17 protein-coding genes and 1 pseudogene are annotated in these 19,382 nt (G+C 43.4%); 5 read left to right on the top strand and 13 right to left on the bottom strand.

Annotation, left to right across the window (positions count from 1 at the left end; all coding sequences use genetic code 11):
* Positions 1-164: 164 nt before the first annotated feature.
* The 8 genes and pseudogenes from JK635_RS11730 to JK635_RS11695 all read right to left on the bottom strand — a co-directional run bounded on the left by JK635_RS11730 (position 165) and on the right by JK635_RS11695 (position 7,818).
* Entirely contained in the window at positions 165-1,379 is a 1,215-nt protein-coding gene (locus JK635_RS11730) for a CapA family protein (protein ID WP_202654115.1), read from the bottom strand.
* A 71-nt stretch (positions 1,380-1,450) separates the two neighbouring features.
* A pseudogene (locus JK635_RS11725) lies at positions 1,451-2,304 on the bottom strand (oxidoreductase).
* The gene (locus JK635_RS11720) at positions 2,301-3,047 is read right to left on the bottom strand and encodes a Cof-type HAD-IIB family hydrolase (RefSeq protein ID WP_202654114.1); all 747 of its coding nucleotides are present in this window, start codon (positions 3,045-3,047) and stop codon (positions 2,301-2,303) included. Before JK635_RS11720 ends, JK635_RS11725 begins: the two are co-directional and overlap by 4 nt.
* Before the next feature lie 170 nt (positions 3,048-3,217).
* Complete coding sequence (locus tag JK635_RS11715) at positions 3,218-3,520, bottom strand: iron-sulfur cluster assembly accessory protein (protein WP_202654113.1); 303 nt, start codon at positions 3,518-3,520, stop codon at positions 3,218-3,220.
* 46 nt (positions 3,521-3,566) lie between these two features.
* A complete protein-coding gene (pssA, locus tag JK635_RS11710) occupies positions 3,567-4,268 on the bottom strand; it encodes a CDP-diacylglycerol--serine O-phosphatidyltransferase (protein ID WP_202654112.1) in 702 nt (233 codons plus the stop codon).
* A 7-nt stretch (positions 4,269-4,275) separates the two neighbouring features.
* Positions 4,276-4,956, bottom strand: a complete 681-nt coding sequence (locus tag JK635_RS11705; protein ID WP_202654111.1) for a phosphatase PAP2 family protein — start codon at positions 4,954-4,956, stop codon at positions 4,276-4,278.
* A gap of 274 nt (positions 4,957-5,230) precedes the next feature.
* Complete coding sequence (locus tag JK635_RS11700; protein WP_202654110.1) at positions 5,231-6,016, bottom strand: TerC family protein; 786 nt, start codon at positions 6,014-6,016, stop codon at positions 5,231-5,233.
* Between the two features lie 269 nt (positions 6,017-6,285).
* Positions 6,286-7,818, bottom strand: a complete 1,533-nt coding sequence (locus tag JK635_RS11695) for a carboxypeptidase M32 (protein WP_202654109.1) — start codon at positions 7,816-7,818, stop codon at positions 6,286-6,288.
* A 196-nt stretch (positions 7,819-8,014) separates the two neighbouring features.
* Here JK635_RS11695 and JK635_RS11690 point away from each other — a divergent pair, with 196 nt between their 5' ends.
* The 3 genes from JK635_RS11690 to JK635_RS11680 are packed head-to-tail and all read left to right on the top strand — an operon-like array spanning position 8,015 to position 11,672.
* Positions 8,015-10,360, top strand: coding sequence for a xanthine dehydrogenase family protein molybdopterin-binding subunit (locus tag JK635_RS11690; RefSeq protein WP_202654108.1), 2,346 nt, complete (start codon positions 8,015-8,017; stop codon positions 10,358-10,360).
* On the top strand, positions 10,357-11,196 hold the full coding sequence (locus JK635_RS11685; protein WP_202654107.1) for an FAD binding domain-containing protein: 840 nt from the start codon (positions 10,357-10,359) through the stop codon (positions 11,194-11,196). Before JK635_RS11690 ends, JK635_RS11685 begins: the two co-directional genes overlap by 4 nt.
* The gene (locus tag JK635_RS11680; RefSeq protein WP_202654106.1) at positions 11,193-11,672 is read left to right on the top strand and encodes a (2Fe-2S)-binding protein; all 480 of its coding nucleotides are present in this window, start codon (positions 11,193-11,195) and stop codon (positions 11,670-11,672) included. The genes JK635_RS11685 and JK635_RS11680 overlap by 4 nt, the downstream gene beginning before the upstream one ends.
* A gap of 65 nt (positions 11,673-11,737) precedes the next feature.
* Here the strand turns inward: JK635_RS11680 and JK635_RS11675 are convergent, their stop codons facing one another.
* Positions 11,738-12,145 (bottom strand): hypothetical protein, encoded by a 408-nt coding sequence (locus tag JK635_RS11675; protein WP_235888026.1) that lies wholly within the window; start codon positions 12,143-12,145, stop codon positions 11,738-11,740.
* A 111-nt stretch (positions 12,146-12,256) separates the two neighbouring features.
* Between JK635_RS11675 and JK635_RS11670 the strand changes: the two genes are divergently transcribed.
* Entirely contained in the window at positions 12,257-14,332 is a 2,076-nt protein-coding gene (locus JK635_RS11670; RefSeq protein WP_202654105.1) for a peptidoglycan D,D-transpeptidase FtsI family protein, read from the top strand.
* A 20-nt stretch (positions 14,333-14,352) separates the two neighbouring features.
* Here JK635_RS11670 and JK635_RS11665 read toward each other — a convergent pair whose 3' ends face one another.
* The 3 genes from JK635_RS11665 to JK635_RS11655 are packed head-to-tail and all read right to left on the bottom strand — an operon-like array spanning position 14,353 to position 17,996.
* On the bottom strand, positions 14,353-14,802 hold the full coding sequence (locus JK635_RS11665) for a (2Fe-2S)-binding protein (RefSeq protein WP_202654343.1): 450 nt from the start codon (positions 14,800-14,802) through the stop codon (positions 14,353-14,355).
* A gap of 37 nt (positions 14,803-14,839) precedes the next feature.
* The gene (locus JK635_RS11660) at positions 14,840-15,679 is read right to left on the bottom strand and encodes an FAD binding domain-containing protein (RefSeq protein ID WP_202654104.1); all 840 of its coding nucleotides are present in this window, start codon (positions 15,677-15,679) and stop codon (positions 14,840-14,842) included.
* Positions 15,666-17,996 (bottom strand): xanthine dehydrogenase family protein molybdopterin-binding subunit, encoded by a 2,331-nt coding sequence (locus JK635_RS11655; RefSeq protein ID WP_202654103.1) that lies wholly within the window; start codon positions 17,994-17,996, stop codon positions 15,666-15,668. Before JK635_RS11655 ends, JK635_RS11660 begins: the two co-directional genes overlap by 14 nt.
* A gap of 362 nt (positions 17,997-18,358) precedes the next feature.
* Here JK635_RS11655 and JK635_RS11650 point away from each other — a divergent pair, with 362 nt between their 5' ends.
* Positions 18,359-18,709, top strand: a complete 351-nt coding sequence (locus JK635_RS11650) for a hypothetical protein (RefSeq protein WP_202654102.1) — start codon at positions 18,359-18,361, stop codon at positions 18,707-18,709.
* Here the strand turns inward: JK635_RS11650 and JK635_RS11645 are convergent.
* Complete coding sequence (locus JK635_RS11645) at positions 18,702-19,325, bottom strand: TVP38/TMEM64 family protein (protein ID WP_202654101.1); 624 nt, start codon at positions 19,323-19,325, stop codon at positions 18,702-18,704. The two genes, JK635_RS11650 and JK635_RS11645, sit on opposite strands and share 8 nt — an antisense overlap.
* Positions 19,326-19,382: the final 57 nt, after the last annotated feature.

Raw genomic sequence — 19,382 nt, 5'->3', positions numbered from 1 at the left:
TTTCCCTATTTTAAAAAAACTTTTTCCATACTCCGTTTAATTAAAATAGTTTTGGAAATAAATGTTTAACTTTGTTTCAACGCCCTCTTACATTATTTTCCTATATCTTTTTTCGACAAAAAACAGAGGATGAAGTGATCCTCTGTAAGCGGTACATATTACTGTCAATAGCCGATAATTGAGCCATTTTGAATTTGCAGCCTACCAAACGACAGACCTTGCAGCTCCCGCCAAACATAGTTTTTTTCAGCAGCTGTTTGCGGCACGATTCGATCCTGGTAAATTCGAAACGGGACAAAAGACATGCCAATTTTCTCATTTTCGATATTTAAGTGCAAAATACCCGTTTGCGCTGCGTTTCCTCTAACATAGTTTGGAAAAAGGAAGTTGCCTAACGAATAGGCTATCGGCTTTCCTTTATAATATTCAAACCCCTGGAGCACATGGGGGTGGCTGCCAATGACTCCGTCAGCTCCAGCGTCAATCATGTTCCTTGCCCAGTCTCGTTGGAACGGTTCCGGCGAACGATTCCGTTCAATTCCCCAATGAATGAAGACAAATAGCAGGTCAGCGGCCGCTTTTTCGTTTTGAATCGTTTCTTCCATCAAGTGAATGTCATAGCCACTTGCTAACCCTGGTTTTGTTGCTGTTGCGACCCATGAACCTTCGGGAAGAACCCGGGAAAACGCCAGAATTTTGACCGTTTTTCCTTTAATCATGTAGGTTCTTGCGGAGTATGCTTCCTGCTTGTTTAATCCACCGCCGACATAATCAAGTCTGTATTTTTTTAAATTGGCGATGGTATCGGCAAATCCGGATTGCCCAAAGTCCAACGAATGATTGTTGGCCAAGCTGACCAGCTGAAATCCGGCATTTTTTAATCCGGACAAAGCTTGCGGGTCAGACCGAAACGTATATTGTTTGTCTTGCTTATTGCCTCCGGTGGTGATCGACGTTTCCAGATTCACGACATTTACATCACTGGAAGCTAGCTCTGACTTAATGTTGACAAACGGATAGTCAGGCCCTTTTTGGCGCACAGTTTGTTTCACCGACCAATCAAACATAACATCACCAGCAAACGACAGCTTAATCGGTTCATTACTCACTGCGATAGTTTTCGGGTCAACCTCCGGTACAATTTGGTGACTCTCTCCTGCAGCATTTTCCAAGGCAAGACAAATCTTATAGCTACTGTCTTGATTGATCCATACTGGTTTGAAATACTTCCCAAATAACTTGGTTTCAATAAAATAATGAAAAAAAGAACTAGGTCTGATTTGAACATTTTCCTCTGCTCTAACTGTTTGGGTAAAAATTGCTTGATAAATCCAAGCAAAAAAAATGATGAAACTAATAACTTTATGTTTATTAATCATATCTTCCTACCTTGTTTCTATGATTCAGTTTAGTCGGGAATGCGGCGAGCTTGCGCAAAGTCTTGAAGCTGCTAGTTTTTTGTTTTGTTAACATTTTTCATCACTTGGGATTCCCATTTTTTCCAAGGGATTAAATTTTTTAAGCGAATCGTCAGTTTAACTCCTTTCCCGATTGGAAATCGAAAGTTCGGCTCCTTCATTGTGGAAATCTCCGCAACTTTTTGTGCTACTTCCCTTGGATCGCCAAATCCCCCTTCCCCTGCTAAAATATAGTCTTCCAGTTTTTTCATTAGTGTGAAATACGGGGATTCTTCCTGGGAAGGCGTCACCTGCCTGCCGGTTGACCAAATACTTGTTTTGTATGACCCTGGCTCTATCAAAATAACATCAACACCAAAAGGTTTCATTTCCAAACGCAGGCTTTCGCTCCAGCCCTCAAGCGCATGCTTTGAGGCACAATAGGGAGACAACCCCGGAAATGCCACGATGCCGCTAATGCTGCTCATATTAATAATCTTCCCACTGCCTTGCCTTCTCATGTAGGGAAGAACGGTTTTTGTCACGGCAATAACGCCAAATACATTTGTCTCAAATTGCTTGCGGTATTCCTCTAAAGGAAGCTCCTCGACAAAACCGCCAGCTGCGTATCCCGCATTATTAACAAGGACATCCACCCTGCCTAACGTTTTGAGAAAGGTGCTTAATTTTTCAATCGAAGTCTCGGATGTCAGGATGTCACATCTAGCTCGTGAATTGAAATATTCGCCTCGAGATTTTGGTTTTTAGCCTGTTTTAATAAATCGCTGCCTTTTTCGAGGTTTCGCATTGTCGCAATCACCTGAAAACCCGACCGGGCCAGCTCCAGAACAGTTAACAGCCCGAACCCGCTTGAAGAACCGGTCACGATCGCAATTGGTTGATTCATTTTAATACCCATTTACGAATGGCCTTTGCCACGCCATCCTCTTCATTGTCAGCAGTAACCCAATCTGCATGCTGCTTGACTGCTTCCTGGGCGTTACCCATCGCTACGCCAATGCCGGCTTCTTTAATCATCGCTAAATCATTCAAACTATCACCAACGGCCATGACCTGATTCATGGTAATTCCCAAGCGGTCACAGACCATTTCCAGCCCCTTTGCCTTATTAACTCCTTTGTCATTTACTTCGATATTATTTGGTGCAGAGTTACTTACTTCCAATTCTCCATTGGATTGAAGTTCGTGAAAGATCTTCTCCCTAATTACCTGGTCATTGATGATAAAGCCAAACTTCATCCATTCAAATGAATATAAGTCTTTCGGCATTTCATTATGCCAAGTGCGCTCCGTGTTAATCGCCCAAAAGGTGGTTTGGTATTGCTGGCTAAGCTGCCACATCCATTCAATTAGTTCTGTTTTCACCACTAACCTTTTTATCAGCTTGCGTTGTTCATCCCAAATTTCACTTCCATTTACGGTGACCAAATAGGAATTGAGTCCGAGTGAATCGGCATAATCATGACAAGTCTGGTAAGACCGCCCGGTGCTAAGAACCACTTTTACACCATTTTCTTGGGCCACTTTGATTGCAAGGCGGTTTGCCGGCGAGATTTGGTGAATGTTATTTAAAAGTGTTCCATCCATATCTAATGCAATGAGTTTTATTTCTCCGTTATTTACATTCATAGTACTCTCTCCTTTCTCTACTTTCATTAGGGTAACATTTTTAGCTCCTTCCAATCAAAGGTTTCAATCCATAAGTTTACATAATACTTTTATAGTAAATATAACTACGAAGACTCATTCCTATGGGCCAAAAAAACACCTAGGCAAGTTACGCCTAAGTGCTTCGCTCTTTAATGATGATGGTGGCTGCCTTTTGACGGATTCGTTATCACCCACTCCTCCTCTGGCACTTGAAAATACTGAATCCATATTCCATCCAGGTACTCATTTCCTTTTTCAAGAATAAACGAGATATCCTTATCGGTTTCAACGACCTCATCCTTATCTGTCGGGGTGTCCAGCCTCATATCATAATGGGCATGGTCTCCATGTACATTTGTCACATAAACGCGAAACATCTTGCCCTGGGCATCGTCTTGTTCTAACATTTTCTTTAATGCTTTAGCCGCATTCCGGTTAATCTTAACTTTCATTTTACATCATCCTTTTCGTCAACTTGTATGTGTCAGACCCCATTTTTCATTTTACACTGCTTTTGCGTTTGGATCTGACCAACTGGTAGCCAATAAATAGTATGTACAGCGGAATGGCAACATATATAAAATAGGGAAACCGATGTTGTTCTCTTTTGAAAACAATGTAGATTGCATAGCCTAAAAATAGGGTAATAATGATTCCATATTTCGGCAGCGGTACTTCTTTTAAGCTTGGTATTTTAATGGTACTTACCATTAAAATACAAATCACAAAAAAAGCGATCGGAAGAATAATGCTTGGCATCTTCCCGTGAAATAACGTTAAAAAGGTCAAGATCCCGCCGCCAGCAGTAATGGGCACTCCGGAAAAATATTTTAGCGATGATTTGACCGCGTTTATATTGAACCTTGCTAAACGATAGGCACCAAATAACGGAAAAAGACCAGCAATCGCCATCCCGAAAACACCGAACGCTGAAAAATAGGCATAATACGCCATCATTGCCGGGGCAACCCCAAAGGTAACGATATCTGCCAGAGAATCCAATTCCTTCCCGAGATCACTTTGCACTTGCAGCATCCTGGCAACCCGCCCATCCATACTATCAAGCATCATCCCAATTAAGATGAGAATCGCCGCATTTTTATAGTCCCCCACCGCTGAATACATGACGGACAAAAAACCAAAAAACAAATTAAAAAGGGTAAATAGATTCGGAATACTGTTCTTAATAATATGTATCACTCCTGTTTTAACGGTTTTCCCTGCTATTTTCCACCAGATTGTACTTTCTATTATACCGCTTTTCTTTGTAAAATTGGAAAAAGAATATCGCCATCGACACCCATACTCCACTTGCCAAATAACCGCCGATCACGTCACTGGGGTAATGGACCCCCAAATAGATTCGGCTTATTCCGATCGCCAAGATCATCACAGTACTGAAGAAAATTAAAACACCCCTCCCCAGTCTGCTAGAAATGTGACGCCAAAGCAAGAATGAAATCATCACATAAACGGTAAATGCATTCATCGCATGACCGCTTGGAAAGCTGTAGCCGCCAATTTCAATCAGACGATGAAAATCGGGCCGAACCCGGTGGAAAAATTGTTTCAGCAGCTGATTAATAATCCCGGACCCCATTAAAACCACAATAAACAGAACCACTTCTAGGCGATGCTGCAGGACCTTATATAAGAAAAAGACGAGAAGTAAACTGAGAATGATAACAAATTCCGTGGAGCCGATAAAAGTAAATAATTTCATCACCTTCGTTAATCCTGGTGACTCCAGTCCCTGAACTGCCGAAATAATTGTTCGGTCAAAACCGATAATTTGATGGTCCTTAACGAATAGCGACACCATGGCAAAGCCAATTATGCAAAGCACGCTGAGGACAAAGGCAATGGTAAGATATAGTCTCAACTTCATATAATATACCTCTCAAATAGTAAATAGAAATGATTTTACTCTGTCATTTCATGCCCTAAACAAATGAAAAGGCTGCTCCAAGTTACACAGCCCTTTCACTATTATTTCCACTTTTCCAATCATAACACATGTTTTATCTAATTAAGAAGTTCTGCGCCTTTTAAATAAGTATTTTTTCCTGAGACCTTTTTCTCCTTAATAAAAATCATTAAAACGGGAGTTATCCAGGAATCAGGGATCCTTTTTTTAAAAGATTGAATCCTGCCTGATCTTGTTAAGACGAGGAAGCTTTGGATGTTTTTTTATCTGTTCCGTCTTTAGAAAACAGCCAGCCAGCCGCAGCGATCCCCAGTAACACAAGATAAAAGCTTATTTTCCACTCCGTCGAGTGGGCAAACTCCTCACTAAGAACCGCTAGTTGAGGATGTGATAGTGTATAAACCGCCAGTTTTACTCCAACCCAGCCAACTATTGTAAAGGCAGCAATTTCCAGACCAGGCTTTTTTTCTAACAGCTTCACAAATATGTTCGCGGCAAATCGCATCAGCACCAAGCCAATGATGCCGCCGGCAAAAATAACCAGAAATTTGCCGCCATCAAGGCCGCCAATGTTAGGCAGTGCTGTGTTTGGCAGCACAACTGCCATCGCAACCGCGGCCAAAATCGAATCGACGGCAAACGCAATATCAGCAACTTCCACCTTTAAAACCGTCAGCCAAAATCCGCTTTTTCCAGTGGCTTTCTCCTTTGGAGTGTCTTCCTCAGCCTTCCCTTTTACTGACTTTCGAAAGATATGATTTCCTGCCATGAAAAGTAAATAAAGGGCACCGATTGCCTGTACCTGCCAGACATCAACGAGAAATGAAATGGCAAACAACGATACAAAGCGAAACACAAAAGCCCCTGCCAAACCGTAGAATAACGCCTTTTTCCGCTGTGTCTGCGGGAGCGGTTTTACCATGATCGCCAGCACCAGCGCATTATCGGCAGCCAATAGACCTTCCAAAGCGATCAAAATCAATAAAACAGAGCCGTACTCCAAAACAAGCGATAATTCCATTAAAACATCCTCCTCCATTTCGATTTTTTCTAAAATACTCCATGTAAAAAGGCCTTTACCATTACAGTAAAGGCCCCAATTAATCATAGAAAAGACCTTTACCATCAACAGTAAAGGTCTTGCTAACAACGTAATGTTGCCAATAAAGCCGGAGAAATGGACTTCTCGAGAATGACGACTTTATTGTACCAGCTACTCCCCTTTTAAGGAAATATTTTATTACTACCAATATATTATTTATCCATTATTTTGTCAATAGTTTAATTTCTTTATAGTTCATATATCTCAGCATATTTTTCCTCAAGATATTCTACCAGATAGTCTGCGTTTAACTCTTCACCGGTTACCTTGACAATTAAATCATTCGGCGTATAGAGCTTGCCATACTGATGGACATTTTCCTTTAACCAGCCTTGGATCACATCAAACCGGCCGCTTTCTATCAGTTTTGGAAAATCAGGCAACTGTTTTTGAATCGTTCTTAGAATTTGGGCGGCATAAAGATTTCCTAACGAATAAGATGGAAAATAACCAATATCGCCATAGGACCAATGGACATCCTGGAGCACTCCCTCAAGATCAGTTGCCGGAGTGACACCTAAATAATCATGCATTTTCTGATTCCAAATAATCGGAAGATCTTTTACCTCAATTTCGCCAGCAATTAAGGCCTTTTCAATTTCATAACGAAGCATGATATGTAAATTATAGGTTAATTCATCCGCTTCGATCCGAATTAACGACGGCTCCACCGTATTGACGGCCCGATAGAATTCATCCAACGAAACATTTTCTAATTGTTCCGGGAAAAATTTCTGCAATGTTGGATAAAAATAGCTCCAGAATTCTTTGCTGCGGCCAACCATATTTTCTAGAAATCGAGATTGTGACTCATGAATTCCAAAGGAGGCGCCGCTTTGTAAAACAGATTCCTCAAAATCCGGATTGATATGCTGTTCATACATCCCATGACCCGCTTCGTGAATCGTACTAAAAATCGCCGAGCAGACATTATCTTCGATATACTTGGTAGTTAAGCGAACATCCCCAATATTAATCGTTTGCTCAAATGGGTGGATGGTTTCATCAAGCCTTCCAGCCATCATATCAAAACCAATAATCGGCAGAATATAGCGGTTAAATTCCTTCTGCTTAGCAACAGAAAACGGCTGCGATAAAAAGTGATCATTAGGCCGTTTACCATTTTTCTGGATTCGGTTTAATAAATCAACACTGGTTTTTCTTAACTTTGCAAACAGCGGGTCGAGAATTTTCACCGTTAATCCCGGTTCAAATTCATCCAATAAAGCATCATACGGATGATCCTCATAACCATAAATTTCCGCAAATTTCCGCTTGTAGTCAACAATCTTTTCTAAATATGGCTGGAATTTAGCAAAGTCATTGGCCTCCCTTGCATCTTCCCAAGCATCATTTGCCTGCCCGGTTAGCATCGAATATTCCTGATACAAATCAGCGGGGATGCTCTTCGCTTTCTCGTAGTAACTTTTATACTCGCGGGCCTTTGCTATCGTTATTTGATCTAATTCCTCGACATACTCCGGAGAAGAAAGAACCGCTAAAAGCTCGCCCATTTCAGGAGACACTGAGAGCTTAAATACTTCGGTCCGTAAAGTTCCAACAGCTCTGGCAAACACACGCCGGCCTTTTTTCGGTGCCATCACCTTTTGGTCCCAATCAGCCAAACCAATGACACTGTAATAATGAGTGATTTTTTCATCGAGCGCTTTAAATTGCTCCAATGTTTTCTCTAAGGGTTGTTTCACCTTTTTCTGTTCCATTCTTAGACCCCCTAATGATGGTAGGATGCAATTAATCATCCGTATTCATTATAAAATAAATACTCAAAAAAGGGGAAAGATTTTGAAAGCAATTGAACCGCGGATTTTTGCATAAAATCCTTCTTGGTTTGGAAAAATTAAGCAGGAATATTCATTTCATGCGAATCAACATCACCCCTTTAGGAGGGATTTTAATATGTTGGAGAACCCCTGGCTGTCGATTGGAAAGCCGGAACAGCGGATTGATGCGGTGGAAAAAGCAGCAGGTACTGTTCGATATACAGCGGATTATTCTGTTCCCGGTTTACTGCATGCCAAATTGGCTACAAGTACACAAGCACATGCCAAAATCAAAGCGATTGATGTGAGCGAAGCCTGGAAAGTACCAGGTGTACGGGCCATTGTGACTGGAAAAATGTTCCCGTATCATATCGGCCCAATACTTGCTGACCGGCCGCCGCTTGCATTCGAAAAGGTCCGCTATTATGGTGAGCCATTGGCGATTGTTGTTGCCGATCAAGAATATATGGCAAAGCAGGCCGCCCAGCTCATTCATGTTAAATATGAACCGCTGCCGGTCGTCAATTCTGCCCGGGAAGCGTTTCAAACAGATGCCCCGTTAATCCATGAAAATTCCGGTAAGTATATGAAAATTATTAGTAATGTTTACCCTGTACAAGGCACAAACATCGGCAGTCATATTAAAATACGGAAAGGCGATTTTATTACAGCATGGGAAAATTGCGATATTAAAATTAAACAAACTTTTTCGTTCAATCTTTCCGACCATGCCGCTTTAGAACCAAGATGTACGAGGGTCGAAATTAACCCTGCCGGCAAAGTTGTCGTCCATTCGACCACGCAATCACCTTTTACCATTAAGAAAGTTTTGAATCAATTTTTTAATATCGATGTTGGCAACATCATTGTCCATGTACCGCTGATTGGCGGGGCATTTGGCGGCAAAGGCACCGTCCAGTTAGAACCGCTTGCTTACCTGGCTTCAAAAGCCGTTGGCGGAAGAATGGTAAAGTTGGAGTTTACCCGTGAAGAAGACCTTATTACCGCTCCTGGACATATTGGCCTGGAAGCGACAATTGCTCTGGGAGCCAATAAGGCCGGAAAGCTGATGGCCGGACAATACACATACCTGATCGATTCAGGCGCCTACACCGATCAAGCAGCTGGAATTACCAGGGCAATGGCGCTTGATTGTACGGGCCCGTATGATATTCCGAATGTATGGTGCGATTCATACTGTATGTATACAAATCATCCCTATGCCACCTCCTTCCGTGGATACGCTCATCCGGAGCTAACATTCGCGGTCGAACGAACGATGGACAAACTGGCCCATAAATTAAAGCTTGATCCCGTTGAACTTAGAAAAATCAATGCGATTAAGCCGGGAAACAGCAGCCCGACAAGTGCAGTGCTGAATGCCAATAACCTTGGAGACGTGGAGAAATGCATTGACCAGGCGAAAAAACTTATTGACTGGGATCAGGGAGAGCGGCTGGAAACGGCAGATGGTAAAGTAAAAGCTAAAGGAATCAGTACCTTTTGGAAAACATCAACAACTGCTACAAATGCCCAATCAGGTGCTGTGCTGAAGTTCGAAGCAGACGGCAGTGTGAATCTAAACTGCGCAGCGATTGAATTAGGACAAGGTTCGAAAACAATTCTTGCCCAAATGGTAGCGGAAAGATTGAAAATGGATATTAAAAAGGTACACGTGACGATGGAGGTCAATACCCAATCCGATCCGCATCAATGGCGGACAGTTGCCAGCAGCACGACCTTTTTAGCAGGCAGAGCGGTAATGAATGCCTGTGATGACGCAATTTCGCAGTTGAAAAGGACCGCCTCGATCGCGCTGCAATGTTCGATGGAGGATTTGGAGGTCGGCGGTGGACGTGTTTATTTGAAACCCAGCCCTGAATATGGGGTGAAAATTCAAGACATAGCCCTCGGGTATAAATATCCAAATGGTCACGCTGTAGAAGGCCAGGTAGTCGGACACGGAAGATACATTCAGCGCCATCTTACCCCAATGGACAAAGATACCGGTTTTGGCAAACCTGGTCCTTGGTGGTCTGTAGGGACACAGGCTGTAGAAGTCGAATGGGATCCAGCCGATTGCAGCTATAAAATTTTAAAAGCTGTTACGGTGCTCGACGGTGGAAAAATCATCAATCCAATGACCGCTACTCAGCAGATGCGCGGCGGAATGTATCTGGGCTTAAGTTTTGCCAGCCAAGAAGGATTTATTTTTGATCAAAATGGTACGGTGTTAAACCCGCAATTGCGAACCTATCAAATGGTCCGGTTTGGTGAACAACCGGCAGAGTATATTGTCGATTTTATTGAAACTCCGGCAGCGGATGGGCCATTTGGTGCCCGAGGAATCGGTGAATATGGGGTGATTGGGATGGCTGGGGCGCTGGCAAATGCACTTTCAACAGCGGCACAGGTCGAGTTAAACCATTTGCCGCTTTTACCGGAGCTCATTTGGAAGACCCGGAAGGAGAGTCAAGCATGATTCCCTTCGACTTTGAATATTATCGTCCCGAAAGCGTAACCGAAGCAGTTAAAACCTATGAAATCCTAGCAACACAAGATAAAAAAGTTTTGTTCTACAGCGGCGGTACTGAATTTATTACGTTTTCCCGGTTGAATCAGCTTGATGCCGAGGCGATTATTGACCTTAAAGGAATTCCTGATTGTCATCAGCTGGAACTTCAAGGAGAGCATTTGGTAATCGGCGCAGCTGTGTCCTTAAATAAAATCACCGAATCCCAATTGTTCCCGTTATTAGGGCAAACCGTCAGGAAAGTAGCCGACCATACTTCGAGAAATAAAATTACCATTGGCGGCAACATACTAAGCCGGTTCATCTATCGGGAGGGCGTTTTACCGCTGCTCCTCACTGAAGCCAAGGTAAAACTTGCCGGAAGTTCAGGAGAAAGGGTTGTCCCACTGAAGGTTGTATTTGATAAACAAATGAACATCAGCCCTGAGCAATTTCTCATTCATATACAGGTTCCTAAAGCCTTCCTGAATCTTCCATTTGTCAGTATTAAAAAAACGAGAATGTCAAAAGTTGGCTATCCGATTGTATCGATTGCTGCTTTAGTAAAAGATAAAAAAATCCGAGCTGCCCTTAGCGGTGTCTGTGAATATCCTTTTAGATCACCGGATATCGAAGCAGCGCTTAATGACACTTCCCTTTCCAAAGAAGAAAAGATTGATAAAGCGTTAGGGCAATTACCAGAAGCAATTATCGATGATCTGCAGGCATCACGTGACTATCGTGAATTTCTGTTAAAAAATACATTGCTCGAGACAATCGAGGCACTGGAGGCGACACAGACATGATAACAAATGGCACGGGAAAAACAGTGGTCAGGCTGCATGTAAACGGTGAAGCATCCGACGTGATGATCTGTTCTGCTGATACCCTGTTGCAAACATTGCGTGAGCAGCTTGGTTTAACGGGGGCAAAACGGGCTTGTGAAAACGGCGACTGTGGGGCATGTACGGTCCTAATAAACGGCGAACCCATGCATTCATGCCTTTGCCTGACAATTGAAACCATCAACCAGCCAATTACCACGATTGAAAGTCTTAGGGATTCTGCAATTCAACAGAAATTTATCGAAAAATGGGCTATCCAATGCGGTTTTTGTACGCCGGGGTTTATTTTAAACTGCCAGGCATTGTTGAATAAGCACCCAGACGCTGATGATGAAACCATTGAGGAATGGCTCCAATCCAACCTTTGCCGCTGTACCGGCTACCAGGAAATTAAAGAAGCAGTTAAGTCTCTGTTGCCCAAAGGGTCTGCCTCCTAAAAACGAGTGTCAGGCACCACATCATAGTGGCACCTGACAACAGGTTTAGCAGATCTAGTTTGCCATTATCCTTTTTTAAAGCTATTATTGCCGGCATTCAGGGATTCAATCAGGCTCAGTGTTTGGGCCGCCTGCTCAATTTGCTGCTGAACTTGCTCAAGCTGTTGCTGCTGTACCGTTGATGCTTGAGTAACGGCAATCCCCTGCATCTGATTTAACTGTTCGGTCACCTGCTGCAATTGTTGCTGTGCCTGCTGCAGCACTTGAGGAGACGCCAACGTGACATTTTGCTGAAGCGTTTGGGAAGCTTGATGCATCGTTTGCAGTGCCTGCTTCTTTTGTGCTTCAAAATCTTGTTCCATCATCGTCTGGTTCTCTTGCAGCTGCTGTTGCTGCTGCAGCATTTTTTGCTGGCCATAGCTTTGCGATTGCTGCTGGCTAGTGCTTTGAGCCCGCTGTTTCGTATTCATCATTTTCCTCCTTTCGGTTGTCCGATAACATTCATCACTGCACTAATAGTTTTTTAAAACTGGATAAGATTTATCCATGTGACTGAGGCATATCCATATAAGGAAGTGAACGATTTGGACAAACAGAAGAAGAAAACATCGCATTTTCCTTTTCGCTTAAATATTATGTTTTTTTGCGTATTTATCTTGTTTTCCATCTTAATACTTAGGCTCGGTTTTATCCAAATTGTCCATGGGGAAAATTTCAGAAAGGATTTGGAGAGGAAAGAAAATATTAGTGTCAGTAATCCAGTGCCCAGGGGGAGATTGTTTGACCGTCACTTTCGAGTCATCGTGGATAATGTCCCCAAAAACGCAATCACCTTTACGAATCAAGGGTTTAGTCAGAAAGAGATGTTAAAAACAGCCGAACGGCTGGCCACCTTGATTGAGAAACGCACGGACAAGGTCACGGAATTAGATAAGCGACATTTTTGGATCCTGAAAAATCCTGCCCTTGCCGATAAAAAAATTACCAAACAAGAAAGACAATTGTATGCTGCTAAAAAGCTTACCGATCGAGACCTGTATCGTTTAAAGCTAGAACGTATCAGCAATGCCGAACTAAAAAATTTTTCCCAAAAGGACTTGGAAGTGCTGGCGATTTATAAAGAATTTACCAATAGTTATAAATTTATCCCGCAAATTGTAAAAAACGAGAATGTGACCGACCAAGAATTGGCCATAATTAGTGAAAATCTCCATTCACTGCCGGGAGTAGATACAACCACTGACTGGGATCGTTCCTATCCATTCAATTCCACGCTGCGATCTGTTTTAGGGAATGTAACAAAGGCGGAAGAAGGCTTACCTGCAGAACAGCTGCAATATTATTTGGCGAGGGATTACCACCGCAACGATCGAGTTGGCAAAAGTCAATTAGAATGGCAATATGAAGAAATCCTTCGCGGACATAAAGCGAAAATAAAAAATTTTACCGATAAAACTGGGAATGTCATTGAGACTCAACCTATTTTTGATGGAAAAAATGGCAAGGACCTGGTGCTGACCATTGATATGGATTTGCAAAAAGCTGTTGACCAGATTCTCGAGGAAGAACTGTGGGCAATGAAGCGTCGGCCGGGAACTTATCTTAGCGACAGAGCCTATGTTGTTTTAATGGATCCTTATAGCGGCGATATTTTGGCCATGTCGGGGAAAAAATTAGTAAGAAATCAAAAAACCGGCCGACTTGAAATACAGGATGATGCATTAGGTACTTTTACAACCACCTATAGCGTCGGTTCGACCGTAAAAGGAGCAACCATTTTAGCCGGATATCAAACAGGGGCCATTTCACCAGGAACCATTTTTAATGATGCTGGAATAAAAATTAAAGACACACCGATTAAAAAATCATATATGTATTTAGGAAATTTAAATGATGTGACGGCATTAAAGAAGTCCTCCAACGTCTATATGTTTCATACAGCAATTCGAATTGGAAAGGGGCATTATGAATACGATAAGCCGCTTAATTTTACGAATAAAATGGCTTTTGAAACGGTTAGAAATTCATTTGCTTCCTTCGGTCTTGGCACGAGAACAGGCATTGATCTGCCAAATGAACAGACCGGCTTTAAGGGGTATAGCCGGCTTCCGGGCTATTTGCTTGACCTTGTGATTGGTCAGTATGATACTTATTCGGCGATGCAGCTGGCCCAATATGTATCAACGATTGCCAACGGCGGCTATCGGATGCAGCCACATGTTGTCAAAGAAATTCGCAGTCCGGCAAAAGACAAGGAAAAACTCGGGATGGTATTGCAAGAGGTCTCCCCGACTGTCCTCAATACCATTGATGTAAAAAAAGAATGGCTCGATCGGGTAAAGGTAGGATTTCGTAAGGTAATGCAGGAGCCTGGCGGGACAGCCTATAAATATTTTAAAGGGGCTAGATATGCTCCAGCCGGCAAGACAGGAACGGCAGAAGCGTTTTATGACGGTCCTTTAAGGTATCAATATGGTAAAGAGCCGCCGCCCGTGATGAATTTAAGCTTGGTTAGCTATGCTCCAAGCGCAAACCCGGAAGTTGCCATGGCTGTTCTGGTTCCCTGGGCCTATCAAGGAAAGAAAGATCATAAAGCAAATTTGAAAATTGGCCGCAGAGTGTTGGATACGTATTTTCAAATGAAACAGGGCCCGCTGTGATGAGCCCTGTTTTTAGAGTATTAATCCTTTCTCAACACTGATTTTACCGCCTTTTCAATTTCGATATAGCTGGTGCAGCGGCAAATATTTGATTCGAGCCACTCTTTAATCGTCTGACCATCGGCATCCGGATGCTGCTCGATTAAAGAATGACAGTTCATGATAAACCCCGGAGTACAATAACCGCATTGAAAGGCAAACTCCTCCACAAAAGCCTGTTGAATCGGAGTATTATGTAACCCTTCAATGGTGGTCACTTGTTTCCCTACCGCCTCAATTGCCAGCATTAAGCAAGACTTCATCGGCCAACCATCGACGTTGACGGTACAGGCCCCGCAGTCCCCATTTAAGCACCCCGGTTTTGACCCTGTCAGACCGAGCTTCTCCCTCAACACAAATAGAAGTGTATCCGCGGATCGAACTGTCAAATTGTGATCTTCCCCGTTAACATGTAAAGTTATCTGCTGCAAGGCCAAGTTAATTCACCTTCCTCTCCACCGCTAGCAATCAAACTCTCGACCCTTCTAATACAGAAAGCGCGTCGTACAACAAATTCCGTAATACGAAAATACGATATTCAGCCGAACCCTCAACATCGTCTAAAATTGGTTTGGGCAGCACGGAAAGTGCACCGGCAATTCGGGATTCTGCCGCCTGTCCCCACCTATTGAGATGCGCCTCAAGCTCCGCTGAACGAAATGGAAATGGACATAGACCACTGATTGCCACCCTTATCTCTTGACCAATTTTTAAAGCAGCTAGCGTTATTAGCGGATAGCCGGTATCCCATTGTTGGCGTCGTTTGACAGCATAAAACGGCGCTTCGATAAAGCGGCGGTCTGTAGCGGTCTGAACCAGCATTTCTCCACGTTTCAATTGCAATTGTCCTTGAAAAATTTCATGGATTTGCACCGTCTTGATCCCTTCAGGACCGACAATCATCAGCTGACTGTCGGCAAGCAAAAACGGCAAAACGGCCTCTCGGTAAAAAATCTGGGCGCAAATATTGCCGCCTAAAGTAATTTTACCGCGGGCGGTATGGTCAGCTACTTCACTAGCGACTTTCGTTAATAATGGAAATGGATTCGCTTCTTCAATTTGCGTTAACGAAAGCGCGCTGCCCAGCAGCAGTTGACTGCCTTCGGACTTGATGATCTTACATTCAGCAATCCCTTTAATATCAATAACGGCATCAACATAAGCTAAATCAATTCTTCCGAGGGTGATTAATTCGGTTCCTCCAGAAAAAAAGATGACCTGCTTTCCTTGGCCTGCCTGCTTTTGATATAGCTCAACAGCCTCTTGCAACGTTTCCGGACGGTAATAATCAAAGTCAAAGGGAAGCATGATGTTTGGCCTCCTTTGCCCGCCAAATTAACTCCGGAATGAGCGGCAAATGGTTAAGCTGTACACCGGCAGCCAATGATAAGGCATTTCCAAGAGCCCCCGGCATCCCCATTAACCCATGTTCTCCTGCCCCGCGTGCTCCATAAGGCGAATCAAGCTGTGGGGTTTCAACAAAGCCGACTACATATTCCGGATTTTCGCCATACCTCAGCGGTCGATAAGTCCGCAGTTGCGGGTTTAGTACCCGGCCGAGGTCATCAAAATAAAAGGTTTCCCGACCGGCGAAAGCCAATCCCATACTCATCGCTCCCATTACTTGACCCTCAGCAGCTTTTTGATTCATTACCCGGCCAATATCCAAAACCGTACATGCCTTCACCAGCCGATACGTATAATCTCTCCGGTCCAATTCAATTTCCACTCCATAGGCTGCCGGTGTCCATTCCGGACCCGGTTTTCCCTCACCTGTTTCCGGATCTAAACCGGTAAGATGCCGTAAGACAAAATTGCCGCGACCGATGATTTGACCGCCAATCGTATTCCCATTTGGATACTTGTAGCCATAGCAAATATCTTTAAAATGCAGCCCGATAACCGGATCGTCGCGAAGAAAGACACGGCTTCCGCCAACCTCCAAATCTTCCTCGGGGGCTCTTAAAACACATGCTGCCACTTCTTTCAACTGCCGAATGACATCTTCCGCTGCCTCTAAAACAGCTCTTCCTGCCATATAGGTTCCCCTACTCGCAACGGTCTTCCAATGCTCCGGTGTTGTCTGGGTATCCACCTCCATGCGGACATGAACTTTGTCCACATCCATTTTCAGTTTTTCAGCCAAGATTTGAGCCAAAATCGTTTTCGTTCCCGTTCCGATCTCCACTACCCCAGACATTAAATTAATACTGCCATCCCGATTAAACGTCAAAATAGCCCCGGAAGGAGCATTCGGGTCAATTGTCGATGTTTTCCAGCTGCAGCTCACCCCTTTTACTCGAATAAATCGATCATTGATAACCTTAATCGGTCCCTCGTCCCATTGGATTAATTCCCGCAATTTTTCAATGCATTTTCGTAAATCGCCAACATTGCTTTTCGTCAGCCTCACCCTCGTCGGTGTTGTATCACCGGGCATGATCGCATTCAGATATCGCAGCTGGAGCGGGTCGATATTTAATTTCTGAGCCAACAGGTCCATTGTCCGTTCAATCGCAAACGACAGTTCGGAATGACTAAACCCCCGGAATGGCGCGGCATAAGGATGATTCGTATACATGCAGTATGAATCGCACCAGACATTGGCGATATTGTAAGGGCCGGTACAATCAACAGTACCTGATCTGGTGACATCGATGGCTTTATCGGAATAAGCTCCGCCGTCCCACAAATAGCGTATTTCCGCCGCCTTTATCTTTCCATTTCGATCGGCACCCAATTTTACTGTCGCGTCAAGGCCGATATGGCACGGCGATGTTAAAATATCTTCTTCCCTTGTATTAAAAAGCTTTACTGGTTTCCCGCCCAATTCTTTTGAAGCCAAGTAAGCAAGCACCTCCAGTTGAACGGCAGCTTTTCCGCCATACGCTCCGCCAACAAGAGGAGTATGAACGATGATTTTCCCCATGTCCTCATCAAAGTAATCGGCAAGCAGCCGCTTCACCATGAATGGTGCCTGCGATGAAGTCATGATAATGATCGTGCCGTCGGGCTGGATCTCGGCCGTGGCACATCTCGTTTCCATTGCCGCGTGATCCGAAGGGGCAAAGGAAAAACTCGCCTCCACCACCGTTTCACTTTCCGCCCAGCCCTGTTCCATATCTCCTTTCCGAATTTTTATATGGGTGGCAATATTGGTACCTGGCACCGGAAGGGAGTCCTCTTCTTTTTTGTACTCTCCAAGGTGTTCATGAACAAGGGGTGCTCCTTTTTGAAAAGCTTGTGTCGGTGAATTTACCACCGGAAGCAATTCATATTTTACGTTTATGAGATCGGCGGCTGTCTTTGCTTGTGAAGGCGTATCAGCGACCACAACCGCCACTGGCTCGCCGTGATAGCGAACTTTGTCTACCGCTATCGGCGGCCGGTCCCGAATGGCCTCACCTGTAAGCGGATAACGCTTACCGGAGAGGATCGCTCTAACACCCGGAACCTGCCATGCTTTTGATGTATCGATGCCAGCAATTTTCGCATGTCCGTATGGGCTGATCACCATCTGTGCCGACAACATCCCTACGGATTGAAAGTCATTCGTGTATCTAGCCCGCCCGGATACTTTATCCCAAGCCTCTTTCCGAATAACACTTTTGCCAATTACCTCCATTTTCGATCCCTCCTGCCACATAGAATCGGTGGCGTAAGACAGCAGCTTAACAACCCTAAATACTAGACATTTGATTCCTAACACATTTATATTAAAGTGACTGCTATTCCTAGAATAATGATTTGCCAGCGGGATTGATTTTCTTAAACTATTAATGTTTCGTTAATAATTTGTTAATAATTACTTGTTATGATATAAACGTGGTTCAGAAAAGAACCTTTCAACCTCCACCCCCTTTATATAGATTTTTTTTTGAGAGCCCGGTAAATAACCGGGTATTTTTTTGTCAATGACCGCATGTATACTTCCTGCCATCCCTGTCAATAACAATAGCAACAATGATTTAAAAGAGGTGTTATTAATTGAAGGGGATCTATTATATCAATGATCGCATCCTGTTTAGTGGCCTCACAAAGGATGAAACCATCTCGCTGCAGCAGGAATCTATCGTGAAATATATCACGAACCAAAATATCAACATCGTCAAGCTTAATCCCTCCCAACTGACGGATTATTACACAAATCCGCACGCCCTTTTATATGACCTGAAAAAAGAAGATCAGCAATTGGATTGCTTCATTTCCTATTCTCAGCAAGTGATGGAGGATTATATTTACTCTTACCCAGCCAAATGGCTCATTTTAAAAAGCTTTTTTAAAAAGATGATCGTTATCGAAAACCAAAATGACTGGAACATGCAAAGAGTCATTTAATAGTTTTCCTACGGCGAAAAATAATCACAATATATATGAGGAATATGACCAGCAAATAGGTACCGTATAAGCCAAATGAAAACAGCTTGTTTTGCTGAAATGAAGCACCGGCAAATGACAAAATCAAGATATTGGGGATTTTGCCAATTACCGACGCAGTGAAAAAGATCACCCAGTTCACATGACTAATGCCGCAAATTATATTAATCACCGGAGATGGCATTATCGGAAAAATCCTGCAAGTTAAGATGGCAACAAAAGAATGACGGATGAGCCATTCTTCGTATTTTTGGACATTCGGGTATTGCTGCAGTTTTTTCTCGGCATAGTCCCTGAACCCATACCTGCTTAAATAATAAAACCCCATGGTCCCAACCATTGCGCCAGATAATGTTATTATCGCTCCCTGAGCGGCGCCGAAGACTGCTCCAATAACCCCTGCCAAAACGGGAAAAGGAACGAGCGGGAAAAAGACGCATATCGCCACAAACAGCATGCTAACCAAAATCGATCCCGTGCCACCCGCTTTTATTAACAGAAGTAATTCATCTTTTTGAAAAAAACCAATTATGATAATCAGCAAAAATACGCCGATACTGATCATTCTCTTCGACATTACGACTTCACCTAATTCTAATTTTTAATAATGAAAACTTAATAGAATGTAGATATA

Origin of the sequence: Neobacillus paridis (assembly GCF_016765675.1) — a bacterium.
In the GTDB taxonomy this organism is placed as follows: Bacteria; Bacillota; Bacilli; order Bacillales; family Cytobacillaceae; genus Neobacillus; species Neobacillus paridis.
The sequence above is the reverse complement of the archived record's forward strand: the minus strand, read 5'-3'. Positions and strand labels throughout refer to the sequence as shown.